Origin of the sequence: Bradyrhizobium sp. IC3123 (genome assembly GCF_020193625.1) — a bacterium.
Classification (GTDB): domain Bacteria; phylum Pseudomonadota; class Alphaproteobacteria; order Rhizobiales; family Xanthobacteraceae; genus Bradyrhizobium; species Bradyrhizobium yuanmingense.
The window spans coordinates 1037386-1054674 of the sequence record NZ_JADYVF010000001.1; the positions used below are offsets into that span (position 1 = coordinate 1037386).

16 protein-coding genes are annotated in these 17289 nt (G+C 64.3%); 8 read left to right on the forward strand and 8 right to left on the reverse strand.

Features of this window, described 5'->3' with window-relative positions; translation table 11 throughout:
- Positions 1-108 precede the first annotated feature (108 nt).
- Complete coding sequence (locus I6F20_RS05130) at positions 109-645, forward strand: RNA 2'-phosphotransferase (protein WP_036028168.1); 537 nt, start codon at positions 109-111, stop codon at positions 643-645.
- 1 nt (position 646) lies between these two features.
- Here the strand turns inward: I6F20_RS05130 and I6F20_RS05135 are convergent, their stop codons facing one another.
- From I6F20_RS05135 to I6F20_RS05155, 5 genes are all read right to left on the reverse strand, one after another.
- Entirely contained in the window at positions 647-1216 is a 570-nt protein-coding gene (locus tag I6F20_RS05135; RefSeq protein WP_225125297.1) for a DinB family protein, read from the reverse strand.
- A gap of 82 nt (positions 1217-1298) precedes the next feature.
- A complete protein-coding gene (gene uvrA, locus I6F20_RS05140) occupies positions 1299-4280 on the reverse strand; it encodes an excinuclease ABC subunit UvrA (RefSeq protein ID WP_057029260.1) in 2982 nt (993 codons plus the stop codon).
- A gap of 277 nt (positions 4281-4557) precedes the next feature.
- Positions 4558-5313, reverse strand: coding sequence for an outer membrane protein (locus I6F20_RS05145; protein ID WP_036028173.1), 756 nt, complete (start codon positions 5311-5313; stop codon positions 4558-4560).
- Between the two features lie 224 nt (positions 5314-5537).
- Positions 5538-6236, reverse strand: coding sequence for an outer membrane protein (locus I6F20_RS05150; protein ID WP_157286061.1), 699 nt, complete (start codon positions 6234-6236; stop codon positions 5538-5540).
- A 239-nt stretch (positions 6237-6475) separates the two neighbouring features.
- The gene (locus tag I6F20_RS05155) at positions 6476-7258 is read right to left on the reverse strand and encodes an outer membrane protein (protein ID WP_225125298.1); all 783 of its coding nucleotides are present in this window, start codon (positions 7256-7258) and stop codon (positions 6476-6478) included.
- Positions 7259-7706: 448 nt separating this feature from the next.
- Here I6F20_RS05155 and I6F20_RS05160 point away from each other — a divergent pair, with 448 nt between their 5' ends.
- Positions 7707-8201 (forward strand): single-stranded DNA-binding protein, encoded by a 495-nt coding sequence (locus tag I6F20_RS05160; protein WP_025036423.1) that lies wholly within the window; start codon positions 7707-7709, stop codon positions 8199-8201.
- Positions 8202-8560: 359 nt separating this feature from the next.
- On the forward strand, positions 8561-11293 hold the full coding sequence (gene gyrA, locus I6F20_RS05165) for a DNA gyrase subunit A (protein WP_225125299.1): 2733 nt from the start codon (positions 8561-8563) through the stop codon (positions 11291-11293).
- Between the two features lie 179 nt (positions 11294-11472).
- On the opposite strand, the gene I6F20_RS05170 is transcribed toward gyrA, so the two are convergent.
- The gene (locus I6F20_RS05170) at positions 11473-11730 is read right to left on the reverse strand and encodes a hypothetical protein (RefSeq protein WP_036012649.1); all 258 of its coding nucleotides are present in this window, start codon (positions 11728-11730) and stop codon (positions 11473-11475) included.
- A 267-nt stretch (positions 11731-11997) separates the two neighbouring features.
- Here I6F20_RS05170 and coaD point away from each other — a divergent pair, with 267 nt between their 5' ends.
- The 5 genes from coaD (at position 11998) to queA (ending at position 15208) form a co-directional block, all read left to right on the forward strand.
- A complete protein-coding gene (gene coaD / locus I6F20_RS05175; RefSeq protein ID WP_036012646.1) occupies positions 11998-12492 on the forward strand; it encodes a pantetheine-phosphate adenylyltransferase in 495 nt (164 codons plus the stop codon).
- Between the two features lie 39 nt (positions 12493-12531).
- Complete coding sequence (locus I6F20_RS05180; protein ID WP_036012644.1) at positions 12532-13095, forward strand: peptidylprolyl isomerase; 564 nt, start codon at positions 12532-12534, stop codon at positions 13093-13095.
- Between the two features lie 8 nt (positions 13096-13103).
- The gene (locus tag I6F20_RS05185) at positions 13104-13529 is read left to right on the forward strand and encodes a UCP034077 family protein (RefSeq protein ID WP_036028153.1); all 426 of its coding nucleotides are present in this window, start codon (positions 13104-13106) and stop codon (positions 13527-13529) included.
- Positions 13526-13990, forward strand: coding sequence for a peptidylprolyl isomerase (locus I6F20_RS05190; RefSeq protein ID WP_018642141.1), 465 nt, complete (start codon positions 13526-13528; stop codon positions 13988-13990). Before I6F20_RS05185 ends, I6F20_RS05190 begins: the two co-directional genes overlap by 4 nt.
- Before the next feature lie 144 nt (positions 13991-14134).
- A complete protein-coding gene (queA, locus tag I6F20_RS05195) occupies positions 14135-15208 on the forward strand; it encodes a tRNA preQ1(34) S-adenosylmethionine ribosyltransferase-isomerase QueA (RefSeq protein ID WP_225125300.1) in 1074 nt (357 codons plus the stop codon).
- A 121-nt stretch (positions 15209-15329) separates the two neighbouring features.
- Here the strand turns inward: queA and I6F20_RS05200 are convergent, their stop codons facing one another.
- Both I6F20_RS05200 and I6F20_RS05205 read right to left on the reverse strand, forming a co-directional pair.
- The gene (locus tag I6F20_RS05200) at positions 15330-16355 is read right to left on the reverse strand and encodes an aspartate-semialdehyde dehydrogenase (RefSeq protein WP_225125301.1); all 1026 of its coding nucleotides are present in this window, start codon (positions 16353-16355) and stop codon (positions 15330-15332) included.
- Between the two features lie 258 nt (positions 16356-16613).
- The gene (locus I6F20_RS05205) at positions 16614-17216 is read right to left on the reverse strand and encodes a PepSY domain-containing protein (protein WP_225125302.1); all 603 of its coding nucleotides are present in this window, start codon (positions 17214-17216) and stop codon (positions 16614-16616) included.
- Between the last annotated feature and the right edge of the window lie 73 nt (positions 17217-17289).

The window sequence follows — 17289 nt, forward strand, 5'->3', positions numbered from 1 at the left end:
GCGTTCCGAAATAGCGTATAGGTTCGACTGGCTCATTGCTCCCTCCAGATCGATCATCTGGCCTTGCCAACCACTTGAGTGTAGTGATGCGGGACTGGAAGGGTAACCATGCCGATCAATGACACCCAGCTCAGCAAATTTCTGAGCCTGGTCCTGCGCCACCAGCCGGAAACGATCGGGTTGGTGCTGGATTCGCACGGGTGGGCCAGCATCGACGACCTGATCGCCAAGGCAAATGCCGCCGGCACAAAGTTTGGCCGCGATGATCTGCTGCGCGTCGTCGCAGAGAGCGACAAGAAGCGTTTCTCGCTATCCCCTGGAACTGATCGCATTCGCGCCGCGCAAGGACATTCCGTCTCGGTTGAACTTGGCTTGGCGCCGCAGGAGCCGCCGTCGATCCTGTATCATGGCACGGCGACACGGTTTGTCGAGGCGATCCTGTCCGAGGGCCTGAAGCCGCAGGCGCGCCAGCAGGTGCATCTGTCCTCCGATGAGGCAACTGCGCAGCGTGTCGGTCAGCGCCACGGCAAGCCGCACATCTTCAAGGTCGATGCCGGCAGCATGCATGCCAAGGGATTCAAGTTTTTTCGCGCAGAGAACGGTGTGTGGCTGACCGACCATGTGCCGCCGGAGTTCCTGGCGTAGCTTACGTCCTGGATTTCCAAACGGTCTCCTCGGTCCAGCCGAGTTCGGCGAATTCGGCGGCTCGCAGCGGCGCTTCGCCTTCCGCGAAGAACTCGTCGAGCTGCGGGGGCGCGACATCCGTTTCGCACAGCATGGCATGCGCCTGTCCGCGATGATGAACTTGATGCTGGAAGAGATGCATGAGCAGCCGGTCGCAGCGCTCGGTTTGAACGCTCGTATCGCGGTTGATCCGGACGAAGGCGTCGAGCCGTTCAGTTGTCAGCGCATCGCAGATCGCAATCAGGCGGTTGTCCATTGCGGCCTGGGCAGCTTTGAGCTCGGCTAACGAGGGGTACGGCACCTCGTTCTTCCAGGCTGCCGGTCCGAGCCAGCCCCCTTCAAGCGCATCGATGTAGAAGAAGTCGATGATGTAGATGTGGTTCAGCGTACGCTGCAGGCTTGGAAAGAAGCCGGTGCGGGGGGCTTCGAATTCAGATTGGGATAGCGCAGCGCAGGCGGCGAGCAGGCGATGGTTCGCCCAAGCGTTGTTGTGGGCGAAGGCGCGGTAGGTTTGTACGAGTCCAGCGGACATGTCGGTTCTTTCCCGATCGAATAGTGGCTGATTACGCTCCGCTAATCCGCCCTACAGCCCTGTGGCTTCGATGCAGCGCAATCTACTCCGCCGCCTCGCTCGCCGCACGCCTCCGCTTCGGCTTCCGCGCCTTCTCCAGCACGGGAGCCAAAAATTTGCCCGTATAGCTTCGCGGCGCCTTCGCAATGTCTTCCGGAGGTCCCCACGCCACGATCTCGCCGCCGCCGTCGCCGCCTTCGGGGCCGAGATCGATGACCCAGTCGGCGGTCTTGATGACTTCGAGATTGTGCTCGATGACGACGACCGTGTTGCCCTGCGCGACCAGCTCGTGCAGCACCTCCAGCAGCTTCTTGACGTCGTGGAAGTGCAGGCCGGTGGTGGGCTCGTCCAGGATGTAGAGCGTGCGGCCGGTGGCGCGCTTTGACAATTCTTTTGCCAGCTTGACGCGCTGGGCTTCGCCGCCCGAGAGCGTCGTCGCTTGCTGGCCGACATGGATGTAGTCGAGGCCGACGCGGTGCAATGTCTGAAAAGTCTCGCGCACGCGCGGCACCGCCTTGAAGAACTCGGCAGCTTCCTCGACAGTCATGTCGAGCACGTCGGCGATGCTCTTGCCCTTGAACAGCACCTCCAGCGTCTCGCGGTTGTAGCGCTTGCCCTTGCAGACGTCGCAGGTGACGTAGACGTCGGGCAGGAAGTGCATCTCGATCTTGATGACGCCGTCGCCCTGGCAGGCCTCGCAGCGGCCGCCCTTGACGTTGAAGGAGAAGCGGCCGGGCTCGTAGCCACGTGCTTTCGCTTCCGGCAGGCCGGCGAACCATTCGCGGATCGGCGTGAACGCGCCGGTATAGGTCGCCGGATTCGAGCGCGGCGTGCGGCCGATCGGCGACTGGTCGATGTCGATGATCTTGTCGATGTGCTCGAGGCCCTCGATGCGGTCGTGCGGGGCGGCGCCCTCGCTGGCATTGTTCAGCTTGCGGGCGATGGCGCGGTAGAGGGTATCGATCAGCAGCGTCGACTTGCCGCCGCCGGAGACGCCGGTGACGCAGGTGAACAGGCCGAGCGGAATTTCCGCCGTGACGTTCTTGAGGTTATTGCCGCGCGCGTTCACCACCTTGATGGTGCGGCGATGGTTCGGCGGACGCCGCTCCGGCACCTCGACCTCGAGCTCGCCGGTCAGGTATTTGCCGGTCAGCGATTTCGGGTTGCGCATGATCTCGGCGGGCGTGCCTTCGGCGACGATGTTGCCGCCATGCATGCCGGCGCCTGGGCCGATGTCGAGCACGTAGTCCGCAAGGCGGATGGCGTCCTCATCATGCTCGACCACGACCACGGTGTTGCCGAGGTCGCGCAGCCGCTTCAGCGTATCGAGCAGGCGGGCGTTGTCGCGCTGGTGCAGGCCGATCGAAGGCTCGTCCAGCACGTAGAGCACGCCTGTGAGCCCCGAGCCGATCTGCGAGGCGAGGCGGATGCGCTGGCTCTCGCCGCCGGACAGCGTGCCGGAGGAGCGGGACAGCGTCAGATAATTGAGGCCGACGTCGAGCAGGAAGGTGAGGCGCTCGCGGATCTCCTTCAGGATGCGGCCCGCGATCTCGTTCTGCTGCGCGTTCAGCGCCTCCGGCACGGTCTCGAACCATGCGCCGGCGCCCTTCACGGACAGCTCCGAGATTTCGCCGATATGCTTGCCGCCGACCTTGACGCAGAGCGCCTCGGGCTTGAGCCGAAAGCCCTTGCAGCCCTCGCAGGGGACGTCGTGGAAATATTTCGCCAGCTCCTCGCGGGCCCACTCGCTCTCGGTCTCGCGGTAGCGGCGGTTGATGTTGGTGATGACGCCTTCGAACGGCTTCTTGGTGTCGTAGGAGCGCACCCCGTCCTCGTAGGAGAACTTGATCTCGTCCTCGCCCGAGCCGTAGAGAATCGCGTTTTGCGTCTTCTTCGGCAGATCCTTCCACTTGGTGTCGAGCGTGAACTTGTAGTGCTTGCCGAGCGCGGTCAGCGTCTGCACGTAATAGGGCGACGACGACTTGGCCCAGGGCGCGATCGCGCCCTTGCGCAGCGTCAGATCCTTCTCAGGGATGACGAGGTCTTCGTCGACATGCTGCTCGACGCCGAGGCCGCCGCAGGCGGGGCAGGCGCCGTAGGGATTGTTGAAGGAGAACAGGCGCGGCTCGATCTCGGGGATGGTGAAGCCGGAGACCGGGCAGGCGAACTTTTCCGAGAACAGGATGCGCTCGGGCCCGCTCTTGTCGTGGATTTTCGCGGTCTTCTTCTTTTCCTCCGCAGGCGCAGCCGCCGCGGGCGCATCGGCGAACTCGACGACGGCAAGGCCTTCGGCGAGCTTCAGCGCGGTCTCAAAGCTCTCGGCGAGGCGCTGGCCGATATCGGCACGCACCACGATGCGATCGACCACCACGTCGATGTCGTGCGGGAATTTCTTGTCGAGGCTAGGGGCTTCCGCCAGCTCATGGAAGGTGCCGTCGATCTTGACGCGCTGAAAGCCCTTCTTGAGCCATTCGGCGAGCTCCTTCCTGTACTCGCCCTTGCGGCCTCGCACGACGGGGGCGAGCAGATAGAGGCGGGTGCCCTCGGGCAGCGCCAGCACGCGGTCGACCATCTGCGAGACGGTCTGGCTCTCGATCGGCAGGCCCGTGGCCGGCGAATAGGGCACGCCGACGCGGGCCCAGAGCAGGCGCATGTAGTCGTAGATCTCGGTGACGGTGCCGACGGTGGAGCGCGGGTTCTTCGACGTCGTCTTCTGCTCGATCGAGATCGCCGGCGACAGGCCGTCGATCTGGTCGACGTCGGGCTTCTGCATCATCTCCAGGAACTGGCGGGCATAGGCCGACAGCGATTCGACGTAGCGGCGCTGGCCCTCGGCATAGATGGTGTCGAAGGCGAGCGAGGATTTGCCGGAGCCGGATAGCCCGGTGAACACCACCAGCTTGTCGCGGGGAATCTCGACGTCGATATTCTTGAGGTTGTGCTCGCGCGCGCCGCGGATCGTAATTGCGCGCAGGCTGGAGCCCGCGTTCTGTTGTTGGCGCTTCGCCTTGATCACTTCATCCATCCGAGTTGCCCTCAAGGAAGCCCAAAGGTGCGCGATCGCGCCAACAAAAAAGGCGCGCTGCGCCCGGAACCGGGATCGGCGCCGATGGGTATGGCAGCGAACGTAGGAAGAACGGCGGCGGATTTCCAGTGGGACTTGCGAATCGTCAACGGATTGTTGGCGTGCTGGCGGGATCTGGCAGCAGGAACGCGCGGAACCGCTCGCGGAGCACCCAGCCAAAACAAAAAGGCCGGCGCGAGGCCGGCCTTTCGTGACGATGTGACCTCGGCAGGGAAGTTCAGTACTTCGCGACCACCGGGCCACCGAAGGTGTAGTTGAGTCGAACGGTAGCCATGTCCACGTCCTGCTTGATGCTGTCGGTGCGAGTGGTCACGCCGAGGAAGGTGAAGGTCTCGTTGTGCCTGCCCATGAACAGGTGGTTGTATTCGACAGCGACCGACCAGTTCGGGGCGAAGCCGAATTCTATGCCGGTGCCGACGGTACCGCCCCAGCGCGTTTCGTTCGCGGTGTCGAGCGTAACGCCGCCAAAACTGCCAGTGTACTTGTTGTGAGTGACGGCAGCGCCGCCCTTCACGTACCAAAGCACGTTGTTCCAGGCATAACCGACCTGGCCAGTGAAGAGGCCAATGGCGTCGATCCTGGTCTCGTTCACCAGCGGCGCGAGCGCGGCAGGCGAGCTGATGTTCGAACCCTTCAGGTCAGCCCAGTCCCCCTGGGCTTCGAGACCGAATACCCAGTTGGCGGACTGCCAGCGATAACCGATCTGGCCGCCGACGAGTGCGCCGGTCGCATTGTGACAACCTTCGGCCACCGCCGGAGCGACCACGAAGGGGCCGACACTGGTGAGATCCCAACAGTTGCGGCTCCAGCCACCGCCGGCGTTGGCGCCGAGGTAGAAACCGCTCCAGTTGTACACCGCGATCGGTGCCACCGGAGCCTTGGTGTAGGGGCGGGCTGCCAAATCGGCCGCCGAGGCCGGTGCCAACGCGCTGAGTGCGAACAAGCTGGCCGAAGCCAGCAAAAGCTTCTTCATATCCATTCCCCACTTCCATTTCTCATTCCGGTCTTCCGGAGAGCGGAAGAGCAGCGGACCTTATGACTCAAGCAACGTCATTGCTTTTACACCATTGAAGCCAAAGGTTGTGTCACCCAGCGGCCACACCCCTTCGAAAAGCGCGAGCGAACGGGCGGCCGCAACAAACAAAAAGGCCGGCGCGAGGCCGGCCTTTCGTGACGATGATGCGTCAGAGACGAAGCTCAGTACTTGGCGACGACCGGGCCGCCGAAGTGGTAGTTCACGCCGACCTGCACGGTGTGGAGGTCGAGAGTGCCGGTGTTGACCGGGAAGACGCCCGAGAAGTAGGTCTCGCCGCCCAGGCTGCGATAGAGGTACTCGCCCTTGACCGACCAGTTCGGAGCAAACATCGCCTCGACGCCCGCGCCGACCGTCCAGCCCGAATGGAACTGGCTCTCCGAGAGGCTCAGAACAGGGGGCGCGCTGACGCTGATCTTGTTGTTGATCCAGGCGTAACCACCCGTGGCGTACAGCAGGACGCTCGGGGAAGCGAGCCAGCCGATGCGACCACGCACGGTGCCGAGCGCGTCGATACGCGAACTGACCGTCGTGGGAACGAGGGCGCCACCAAAATCAACAAGACCGGTCGCCGAGGCGTTTACGTCAGCCCACGCGCCATCAGCTTCGATGCCGAACACGACGTTGGAGGTCTGCCAGTTGTAGCCAACGGTGCCGCCGACGAAACCGCCCTGCATGCGCGGATCATCGGAGCTGTTTTCCCAGGCGCCGCCACCGACGATACCCAGGTAAAAGCCGGTCCAGTTGTAGACCGAGGCAACAGGCGCAGGCGCCTTGGTGTAGGGGCGGGCTGCCAGATCAGCAGCCGAAGCGGGGGCCGCGAGAGCGAACAAACAGGCCGAAGCCAACAAAACCTTCTTCATTTTCAACTTAATCCCAGTCCCAGTTTCTGTTGTTGCCTTCCGTGGCGGAAGGGCAGCGGACTCAAACGGCCCAACTGACGCCGTCTTTACACCACCAAAGCCGCAAGTTGTGTCTCCGAAAAGCCACAACAGTCCAAAAGGTGATGGTTACTGACTTATTTACGTCCAGGCATGTGCCGAAAAAAAGAAGGGCCGGCGCAGGGCCGGCCCTTCCATTTGCTCGCGAAATGAGAGGGATATCAGTACCTCGCGACCAACGGGCCGCCGAAGCGATAATTCAGGCGGACTAGACCCATGTCGACGTCCTGACTGATGCGATCGCTCCCGAAGGCAACGCCCGCAGGCGTCGTGAAGGCGATCGTACGGTCGCCGAGGAAGATGTGGTTGTACTCGACGCCGAGCGTCCAGTTCGGAGCAAATCCGAATTCCAGGCCGGCGCCAACGGTGCCGCCCCAGCGGGTCTCGCGAGCCGACGCCAGCAGCGTGCCGGCGCCAGGCGTGCCAGGCGCGGCATAGACGTCGTACTTGTCCCCGACTACGGCGGCGCCGCCCTTCACATAGAGCAGCACGTTGTTCCAGGCATAACCGACCTGGCCCGTGATCAGGCCAAAAGCATCGATGTGAGAGCGGTTACGATCACCGGTGACCAAAGCGCTTCCAGGGAAGAGGAGGCTGACGTTGTCCCCCGAGAAGTCAGCCCAGTTGCCCTGGCCCTCGAGGCCGAACACCCAATTGGTCGACTGCCAGCGGTAGCCGATCTGACCACCGACCGTGCCGCCGGTCGCATCGTGACAGCCTTCAGCCACCAGAACGCCCGTGACCGGGGTCACGAAGTCCCAGCACTTGCGGCTCGTGCCGCCGCCGCCGTTGACGCCGATGTAGAAGCCGCTCCAGTCGTAAACCGCGGCGACCGCCGGGGCCGGAGCCTTGGTGTAGGGACGCGCAGCCATATCCGCCGCGCTTGCCGGAGCCGACAGCCCCATTGCCATTGCACTGATTACGCCGAAAAGAATCTTATTCATTGCAGTCTCCCCAAGTTTCGTCCGCTTCATGAAAGTCCCCGAAGCGGCTGATCAGACGCGACACCCATATGAATCAATTCCAAGGCAAAGGTAGCCTAAGGAAAGGGCAGAGTCCGTCTCCGGAATGCCACACTTGCGGATTGATTGAATGGGTTCCAACTTGATGAATGTTAAATGGTTTTTGCCATACTCGGGAACCCAAAAAGGTTCCATTCGAGGGCTGTCCTTTTTTGTGGCATGAGAGGACATGCGGGAAATTTCCGCTCGCTCGTGCCGAAGAACAAATCTGGAACAAACGTGCGCGCGATGCTATATGTGGGGATAACCTTGGGGGTGGCAGGCTGATCGGTGCCCGCAAGCGTATAGGGTCGCCCTAGCGGGCGCAGAGGAACGCGGGCAGCGGATTCGCCCTTTTGAAATTCAGTGGCATTCGGAGTGGAGAGCGGCGATGGCGGGAAGCGTCAACAAGGTCATTCTGGTTGGAAATCTCGGCAAGGATCCCGAAATCCGCCGCACCCAGGACGGGCGGCCGATCGCGAATTTGAGCATCGCGACCTCGGAGACCTGGCGCGACAAGAACACCGGCGAGCGCAAGGAGAAGACCGAGTGGCATCGCGTCGTGATCTTCTCTGAGCCGCTTTGCAAGATCGTCGAACAGTATCTGAAGAAGGGCGCAAAGGTTTACATCGAAGGCGCGCTCCAGACCCGCAAGTACACCGACCAGAGCGGCGTCGAGAAATACTCGACCGAGGTCGTGCTGCAGGGCTTCAACTCAACGCTGACGATGCTGGACGGCCGCGGTGGCGGCGGCGGAGGTGGCAGCTTCGGCGACGAGCCGGGCGGCGACTTCGGCTCCTCCGGACCCGTCAGCAGCGCGCCGCGCCGTCCCGTTGCCGCCGGCGGCGGCCGCAACAGCGACATGGACGACGATATCCCGTTCTGAGAGGGCGGGATTACTCGACGGAGATGCGGCGGCAACCTCGGCGCCGCTTGCGCCTCCCCGTCAGGAGACATTCCTAATTGACTGAACGGGCTCGGATTTTCCGGGCGCGCTTCATGTGTGGGGTGAGGTTCGTATCAAGCCGGGCAAAACGGGTTGACCGGAGGCCCCTTGACGCGTGTTCAGGCCGGCGTTGCGGGCGTTCATGAAGGACCGATTCCGGGGGCGTGCAGGGCGCTGTTCCGAAGCCGTAAGTTATTGGAAGAATAAGCGGAAAAAGGACTTTCCGAGGGCGGTCAGGGTGGTTATCCGACCCCGGATGCGCTATATGATTCCCAGACAAACCCTCACCGGATTCCCCCTTGGCTGACGACGATAACAAGCCCGGCGACCAGCCGGCGCACCCCTCGGACATTCGCCCCGTTTCGATCTACGAGGAGATGAAGAAGTCCTACCTCGATTACGCCATGAGCGTGATCGTGGCGCGTGCGCTGCCCGATGCCCGCGACGGGTTGAAGCCGGTCCATCGCCGCATCCTGTTCGCGATGAACAATCGCGGCGATACCCCGGATAAGAAGCACAAGAAGTCCGCCGGTGCCGTCGGCGAGGTCATGGGTAAGTACCATCCGCATGGCGACCAGGCGATCTACGACGCCTTGGTGCGCATGGCGCAGGACTTCTCGATGCGCGCGCCCTTGATCGACGGGCAGGGCAATTTCGGCTCGGTCGACGGCGATCCCCCGGCGGCGATGCGCTACACCGAGTCGCGCCTGACCAAGATCGCGCTGAAGCTGCTCGAGGACATCGACGACGATACGGTCGACTTCCAGGACAATTACGACGGCTCCGAAAGGGAGCCGGTGGTGCTGCCCGCCCGGTTCCCGAACCTCCTGGTCAACGGCGCCGGTGGCATCGCGGTCGGCATGGCCACCAATATCCCGCCGCACAATCTCGGCGAGGTGATCGACGCCTGCGTCGCGCTGATCGACAATCCGGCGCTGACGATCGACGAGCTCAACGCCATCATCCCGGGGCCTGATTTCCCGACCGGCGGCATCATTCTCGGACGCCAGGGCATCCGCAGCGCCTATCATCTCGGCCGCGGCTCCATCGTGATGCGCGGCAAGGTCACCTTCGAGACGCTCCGGAAAGAACGCGAGGCGATCGTCATCACCGAGATCCCGTATCAGGTGAACAAGGCGACGATGGTCGAGCGCATCGCCGAGCTCTACAAGGAAAAGAAGATCGAAGGCATCTCCGACCTGCGCGACGAGTCCGACCGCGACGGCTACCGCGTCGTCGTCGAGCTCAAGCGCGATGCCGTGCCCGACGTGGTACTGAACCAGCTCTACAAGTTCACGCCGCTGCAAACGAGCTTCGGCGTCAACGCCGTCGCGCTCGATTCCGGCCGTCCGCAGACCATGAACCTGAAGGACATGCTGACGATCTTCGTCGGCTTCCGCGAGCAGGTCGTGACCCGCCGGACCAAATACAAGCTGCGCAAGGCGCGCGAGCGCGCGCACGAGCAGGTCGGCCTCGCCATCGCGGTCGCCAATATCGACGAGATCATCAAGGTGATCCGGCACTCGCCGACGCCGGCCGCCGCCCGCGAGACCCTGATGACCCGCGACTGGGCCGCGCGCGATGTCGAGGACATTATCACGCTGATCGACGATCCCCGTCACCGCATCAACGAAGACGGGACGATCCGCCTCTCGCTGGAGCAGGCGAGGGCGATCCTGGAGCTGCGCCTGGCACGCCTCACCGCGCTCGGCCGCGACGAGATCGGCGAGGAGCTGTCCAAGCTCGCCGGCGAGATCAGCGATTATCTCGACATCCTGCGCTCGCGCGGGCGCATCCTCGACATCATCAAGACCGAGCTTGCCGAGGTGAAGGCCGAGTTCGCAACGCCCCGCCGCACCGTGATCATGGAGCAGGAGGGCGAGGTCGAGGACGAGGACCTGATCCAGCGCGAGGACATGGTCGTCACGGTCTCGCACGCCGGCTACGTCAAGCGCGTGCCGCTGTCGGCCTACCGGGCGCAGCGCCGCGGCGGCAAGGGCCGCTCCGGCATGCAGACCCGCGACGAGGACTTCGTCAGCCGGCTCTTTGTCGCCTCGACCCATACTCCGGTGCTGTTCTTCTCCTCGCGCGGCCAGGTCTACAAGGAAAAGGTCTGGCGGCTGCCGATGGCCGCGCCGAACGCGCGCGGCAAGGCCATGATCAACATCCTGCCGCTGGAGCAGGGCGAGCGCATCACCACCATCATGCCGCTGCCGGAGGATGAATCGACCTGGGGCCAGCTCGACGTGATGTTCGCGACCACGGGCGGCAACGTCCGGCGCAACAAGCTGTCCGACTTCGTCGACGTCCGCCGCTCCGGCATCATCGCCATGAAGCTCGACGACAACGAGGCGATCGTCGACGTGCAGATCTGCACCGAGCGCGACGACGTGCTGCTGACCGCTGCGGGCGGCCAGTGCATTCGCTTCCCCGTCACCGATGTGCGCGTATTCACCGGGCGCACCTCGATGGGCGTGCGCGGCATTGCGCTCGGCGAAGGCGACAAGGTGATTTCGCTGGCGATCCTGCGCCACGTCGACACCACCTCGGACGAGCGCTCGGCCTATTTGAAGATGCGCCGCGCGGTCGCGGGCGAAGCCGCCGCAGACGAGGCGCCGGCCGATGCCGAGGCCGAGGAGACCTCGGGCAGCTTCCAGCTCCCGCAGGAGCGCTATGTCGAGATGTCGGCGCAGGAGCAGGTCGTGCTGACCGTCTCCGTCAACGGCTACGGCAAGCGGACCTCGTCCTACGAGTACCGCACCACCGGCCGCGGCGGCAAAGGCATCGTCGCTATGAGCGTCAACCACCGCAACGGCAATCTCGTCGCCTCGTTCCCCGTGGAGGAGGCGGATCAAATCATGCTGGTCACCGACAAGGGCCAGCTGATCCGCTGCCCGGTCGAAGGCATCCGCATCGCCGGCCGCTCGACGCAAGGCGTGATCGTGTTCGACACCGCCGAGGACGAGCACGTGGTGTCAGTCGAGCACATCACGGAAGAGGCCGAGAACGGGAATGGAGCGAACGGGGAATAGAGGCTGGCGAATCGGGACTCATCCACCCGCCGTTCCTCGCAGCCGATAGTGCCCCCTGAACGAGATCGCGCCCGTCGGGCCATTCCGACGGGCGCGAGCGTCGCGTAGTCTGCGACGAGACGTCACAGAAATTCCTGGGGTCTTGAGAGACCCGCCCGACGCGAACCTGACAGATCCGATTACGGCGTGCGGTTGGCGGTCACGAGGCGGGCCTCGCGGACGTTGGCCTTGGTGCCGGCGCTACGCAGGCAGGACGCTTCGAAGTTCGGCCAGGCCTGCTGCGAGCAGTCACGGCCGATGCTGCGGATGTCGAGCCGGTCGCTCTTGGCCAGCGGCTGCGGCACGCTGGCTTCGACCTTCGGGGCAAAGCCGGGCAGGAGGGTGAGGGCCGCGGCAACACACGCAGACAGAGCGATCGCTGAAATGGTCTTGATCATGACAGTCCCCTGTGATGCGGCCGCCTACGCCCAGTACGCGGCCCGTCATTCGTTGGCCGGATTAGTAACCATGGCCAGTTTCCGGACGTCTTCGCCGATGTGGGAAATGGTTTCGTTCGCGCTCCGTTTTGTTTCGTGGCCGCCCGAGGACGAAACAAACCGGCTGCCGCTGACGCCCAACGGGACATTTTCGGAGGGGCTGGACCGGAAACGAGCTAGGAACCTGCCCGGCTTGCCGGCTCGGGCGGGGCGCGGTAGGACGGGGCCATGCCGCGCATCGCCTTCTACCCAGGTTCCTTCGACCCCATCACCAACGGCCATCTGGACGTGGTCCGGCACAGCGTTTCCTTGTGCGACAGGCTCGTGGTCGCGATCGGGGTGCATCCCGGCAAGAAGCCGCTGTTCTCGACCGAGGAGCGCCTCAAGATGCTCGAGGAGGTCTGCGGTCCGATTGCGGCGCAGGCCGGCTGCGTGCTGGAGGCAACGACGTTCGACGATCTGTCGGTGACCGCGGCGCGCAAGCACGGCGCGACCATCATGATCCGGGGCCTGCGCGACGGCACCGACCTCGATTACGAGATGCAGCTCGCCGGCATGAACGAGGCCATGGCGCCGGAGGTGCATACGGTCTTCCTGCCGGCCTCTCCCATGGTCCGCCCGATCACCGCCACTTTGGTGCGCCAGATCGCCGGCATGGGCGGGGACGTCTCGGCCTTCGTCCCGCCGCAGGTCGCGGCACAGCTCAAGGCCAAATTCGCCTGAAAACGGCGCGCTTCCTCTTCTCTCTGATCCGGAGTTGTCATGATCCGAATTCTCGCAGTTCTTGCCGCGCTTCTGTTCGCGGCGCCGGCGGTGGCGCAGCAATTGCCGGCAAATCTCGACAAGGCCAACGCCATCGTCATCGACAGCACCAAGGGCCGCATCGTCATCAAGCTCAGGACCGACATCGCGCCGCAGCATGCCGAACGCATCAAGCAGCTGGCGCGCGAAGGCTTCTACAACAACGTGCCGTTCCACCGCGTCATGGACGGCTTCATGGCGCAGACCGGCGACGGCCAGAACGGCAACGGCACCGGCGGCTCGAAATACCCGAACCTGAAGCAGGAATTCTCCAAGGTGCATTTTGCCCGCGGCATCGTCGGCATGGCCCGGCGCGGCGACAGCGTCGACAGCGCCAACTCGCAGTTCTTCATCATGTTCGCCGACGGCGGCAGCCTCGACGGCCAGTACACCGTGATCGGCGAGGTGGTGCAGGGCATGGACGTCGTCGACAAGCTGAAGAAGGCGCCCCCCGGCTCGCCCGGCGGCTCCGTCACCGATCCCGACAAGATGGTGAAGGTGCAGGTCGCCTCAGACATCAAATAGGCGCGGCCATGGCGCGCCGCGGTGGCAGGCTCCTGCTGGTTGCCGCGGTGCTGTTGCTCGCCACCTCCCGTGCGGCCGTGGAGGCCGCCCAGGTCGACACGATCCAGGACATCTTCCGGCACCTGCGCACCTGCTGGAGACCGCCGTCGCCGGCGAGGGCCCGCCCACTCGACATCACCGTCCTGGTGAGCTTTAACCGGGCCGGAAACATTCTGGGCCATCCGAGGATTACCTATGAATCCGCGGAGGCCTCTGACAACGACCGGCTGCAATACCGGATCGCGGTGATGGAGGCGTTGCAACGCTGCACGCCGGTGCCATTTACCGATGCAATGGCCGGCGCCGCCGCGGGACGTCCATTCGCGATCCAGTTCCGCAGCCGCAAGACGTCACCCGACAAGACTTCACCCCCAACGCAAGAGAGACGAGCATGAGCGTCACCGAAAACACCCTGATCCTCGAGACCACGCAGGGCCCCGTCACCATCGAGATGCGCCCCGACCTCGCGCCCGGCCATGTCGCGCGTATCAAGGAGCTGGTCCGTGAGGGCTTCTACGACGGCATCGTGTTTCACCGCGTGATCGAGGGCTTCATGGCGCAGACCGGCTGCCCGCACGGCACCGGCACCGGCGGCTCCGGCAAGAAGCTGAAGGCCGAGTTCAACAAGGAGCCGCATGTGCGCGGCACCGCCTCGATGGCCCGCGCCGCCAATCCCGATTCCGGCGACAGCCAGTTCTTCATCTGCTTCGACGACGCCCGCTTCCTCGACAACCAGTACACGGTGTGGGGCAAGGTCACCGAGGGCATGGAGAACGTCGACAAGATCAAGCGCGGCGAGCCGGTGCAGAACCCCGACAAGATCGTCAAGGCGCGGATGGCCGCGGACAAGGAATAGTCACTCGATCCTCATCCTGAGGAGCGCGGAACGCGCGTCTCGAAGGATGAAGGCCCCACTGCTGCAACCCGGCCTTCATGGTTCGAGACGGCGCTAAGCGCCTCCTCACCATGAGGGTCTGGCTGTGTCGCGCCAAGCCTGCTCATGCGCACCGATCTCTTCGATTTCGATCTGCCGCCCGAGCGCATCGCGCTGCGCCCGGCGAGCCCGCGCGATTCCGCGAGGATGCTGGTCGTCGAGAATGGCGCGCTGCGCGATCAGATCATTTCCGACCTGCCGCAATGGCTGAGGCCCGGCGACCAGCTCGTCGTCAACGACACCAAGGTGATTGCGGCGCAATTGAAGGGCCGCCGCATCGGCCGCGACACCGAGCCGAAGATCGAGGCGACGCTGATCAAGCGCCTCGACGGCTCGCGCTGGCAGGCGCTGGTGAAGCCGGCCAAGAAGCTCGCCCCCGGCGACCGCATCCGCTTCGGCAACGAAGGCAAGGTCTGCCTGCTCGGTCATCTCGACGCCGAGGTCGAGGCCAAGGGCACCGAGGGCGAGGTGACGCTGGCGTTTTCGTTCCACGGCCCGGCGCTGGACCAGGCCATCGCCGATCTCGGCAGCCCGCCGCTGCCGCCCTATATCGCCTCCAAGCGCACGCCAGACGATCAGGACCTCGCTGACTACCAGACCATGTTCGCGGCGAATGAAGGCGCAGTTGCAGCGCCGACCGCGGGGCTGCATTTCACGCCCGCGCTGGAGCAGGCGCTGCGCGACCGCGGCGTCGGCCTCAACCGCGTGACGCTGCATGTCGGGGCAGGGACGTTCCTGCCGGTGAAGGTCGACGACACCGAAGCCCACAAGATGCACGCCGAGTGGGGCACGATCTCGGCCGCAACGGCGGAGCGGCTCAACGCCGCGCGGAAGACCGGCGGCCGTATCGTTGCCGTCGGCACAACGTCATTGCGGCTGCTCGAAAGCGCAGCGCGCGAGGACGGCACAATCCAGCCATTCGCCGCCGAGACGTCGATCTTCATCACGCCCGGCTATCGCTTCCGCGCAGTCGATATTCTGATGACGAATTTCCATTTGCCGAAGTCGACGCTGTTCATGCTGGTGTCGGCCTTCTCCGGGCTCGCGACGATGAAGCAGGCCTATGCGCACGCGATCGCGAGCGGATACCGGTTCTATTCGTATGGCGATGCGTGTTTGCTGTTTCGAGCGGTCCCGTAGGGTGGATTAGCCGTCAGGCGTAATCCACCGCTTCTGTTTCCGCGGATATGAAAGAGGTGGGTTACGCCCAGCGGCCGCGCTTCGCGCATCCGCTAGGCTAACCCACCCTACGCACCTCCCGTTACGCCATCACCTTCTGCGGCAACAGCTCGGCGATCTGCACGGCGTTCAGCGCCGCGCCCTTGAGCAGCTGATCGGCTGCCACGAACATCGAGATCGAATGGCCTGAGGGGTCGCTGAGATCCTTGCGGATGCGGCCGACCAGAACGTCGTCCTGGCCCGAGGCGTCGATCGGCATCGGGAAGTAGTTCTTGGCGCGGTCGTCGACCACCTTGACGCCGGGCGCGCGCGCCATGATGGCACGGACCTGGTCCTCGCTGATCGGCTTCTCGCATTCGAAGGTGATGGCTTCGCAATGGGCGCGCAGCACCGGCACGCGCACGCAGGTGACGCCGACGGCGATGCTGTCGTCCTCGAAGATCTTGCGGGTCTCCTTGATGACCTTGGTCTCTTCGTCGTTGTAGCCGGTCTCGGGGTCGATGGCGGTGTTGTGGTTGAACAGGTTGAAGGCGTAGGGGTGTGGCATCACCTTCGGCGTATAGACCTGCCCGTTGAGGTTGGCGCGGGTGGATTCGACGAGCTCCTCCATCGCGGCGGCGCCGGCGCCGCTGGCCGCCTGATAGGTCGAGATGATCACGCGCTTGATGCGGTTCTGCTGGTGGATCGGCCACAGCGGCACCAGCGCGGTGATCGCGGCGCAGTTCGGGTTGGCGATGATGCCCTTGTGGTCGCGGATGCGGCTCGCGTTGATCTCGGGGATCACCAGCGGCACGTTTGGGTCCATGCGGAAGGCCGAGGAATTGTCGACCACGACGGCGCCGGCCTTCACCGCGATCGGTGCATACTTCCTGGAGATGCTGCCGCCGGCGGAGAACAGCGCGATGTCGACGCCGTCGAAGGAGCGCTCGGTCAACTCCTCGATGGCCACGCTCTGCCCGCGGAACGACACCGTCTTGCCGGCCGAGCGGGCGCTCGCCAGTGCCTTGAGCTTGCCGACGCGAAAGCCGCGCTTGTCCATGGTGGCGATGAATTCGGCGCCCACCGCACCGGTGACGCCGACAATCGCGACGACGGGATCGTTACTCACTTTGTCCTCCGTTGCATTGAGAATTTAGACAACAAAAAAGCCCCGGACCATCGAGGGCGGGGCTTGCCGTAGAGCTGATGCGTTTAAGTCGACGACCTACGCGCGCACGCCTCCCCGGGCCCCTTCGGCCGTGGTGGTTTTGGTCGTGCGTTTGGTGGTCGTGAACATGGCGGCGACTTATGCGGGAGAGTCTTGCGGCCGTCAATGGCTTTTCGGCCCGGCCGATGCCGGGGGCAGCCTGCCGCTATTTGGCACCCGCTATTTCCCCTTGGCGCCAGGCGGCTCCAGGGTGACCTCCTTGAGGTCGTCGCCGCTGACGACGACGATCGAGAAGTTCAGCCGGCCGCGCTCGCGGACCAGCCCGCCGCTGATGGCCTTGCCTGCGGCGGCGCGCTCGGCGACGCGTACGGCATCGGAGAGGCGGTGCCTGATCGCACCCAGCGCTGCGAGGTTGCTGCGGTCCTCGCGGTCGAGCTCGGTGAGGGGTAGGGCCGCTTCCCCGCCGACCAGTTCGCCGGTCGAAGCATTAATGGTGTGGCGCCAGATCCGGTCGTTGTGCAGGGTCTTCACGCGGTAGACCGGCACGCCCGAGCCGCCATCGAAGCTCACATCGGCGGTGGTGGCGCCGGCATGGCGGGCTTCGGCAATCGCCATGGCCTGGCTGATCGTGATCGAGGAGCGGCGGAACCGCTCTATTTCGCGGCTGACTGCCTGGCGGTTCGCTTCGGCATCACCATCTGTGTCGCTGTGAAGCGCGGTCGGCGTGCTCGCGGTCACGATGGCCTGTGCCGGTGCGGCGATGAGCAGCGCGGGCAATGCGATCGCAAGCAGGTGCGAGGTCCATCGTTGGGCAGTCGTCATGCTCGAAACCCTCGGCCAGCGAGTGTGCCGGATGATCGTAAAGAATTCGCGGCCGGCCTTGGGCATCGGCCGG

Excerpts from the sequence above, each read along its gene's own strand:
- I6F20_RS05170 (WP_036012649.1), bottom strand. The coding sequence starts at position 11,730 with ATGATCAAGACCATTTCAGCGATCGCTCTGTCTGCGTGTGTTGCCGCG.
- coaD (WP_036012646.1), top strand. The coding sequence starts at position 11,998 with ATGCCGCGCATCGCCTTCTACCCAGGTTCCTTCGACCCCATCACCAAC.
- I6F20_RS05135 (WP_225125297.1), bottom strand. The coding sequence starts at position 1,216 with ATGTCCGCTGGACTCGTACAAACCTACCGCGCCTTCGCCCACAACAAC.
- I6F20_RS05190 (WP_018642141.1), top strand. The coding sequence starts at position 13,526 with ATGAGCGTCACCGAAAACACCCTGATCCTCGAGACCACGCAGGGCCCC.
- queA (WP_225125300.1), top strand. The coding sequence starts at position 14,135 with ATGCGCACCGATCTCTTCGATTTCGATCTGCCGCCCGAGCGCATCGCG.
- I6F20_RS05130 (WP_036028168.1), top strand. The coding sequence starts at position 109 with ATGCCGATCAATGACACCCAGCTCAGCAAATTTCTGAGCCTGGTCCTG.
- I6F20_RS05155 (WP_225125298.1), bottom strand. The coding sequence starts at position 7,258 with ATGAATAAGATTCTTTTCGGCGTAATCAGTGCAATGGCAATGGGGCTG.
- I6F20_RS05150 (WP_157286061.1), bottom strand. The coding sequence starts at position 6,236 with ATGAAGAAGGTTTTGTTGGCTTCGGCCTGTTTGTTCGCTCTCGCGGCC.
- I6F20_RS05160 (WP_025036423.1), top strand. The coding sequence starts at position 7,707 with ATGGCGGGAAGCGTCAACAAGGTCATTCTGGTTGGAAATCTCGGCAAG.
- I6F20_RS05185 (WP_036028153.1), top strand. The coding sequence starts at position 13,104 with ATGGCGCGCCGCGGTGGCAGGCTCCTGCTGGTTGCCGCGGTGCTGTTG.
- I6F20_RS05205 (WP_225125302.1), bottom strand. The coding sequence starts at position 17,216 with ATGACGACTGCCCAACGATGGACCTCGCACCTGCTTGCGATCGCATTG.
- I6F20_RS05145 (WP_036028173.1), bottom strand. The coding sequence starts at position 5,313 with ATGAAGAAGCTTTTGCTGGCTTCGGCCAGCTTGTTCGCACTCAGCGCG.
- I6F20_RS05180 (WP_036012644.1), top strand. The coding sequence starts at position 12,532 with ATGATCCGAATTCTCGCAGTTCTTGCCGCGCTTCTGTTCGCGGCGCCG.
- uvrA (WP_057029260.1), bottom strand. The coding sequence starts at position 4,280 with ATGGATGAAGTGATCAAGGCGAAGCGCCAACAACAGAACGCGGGCTCC.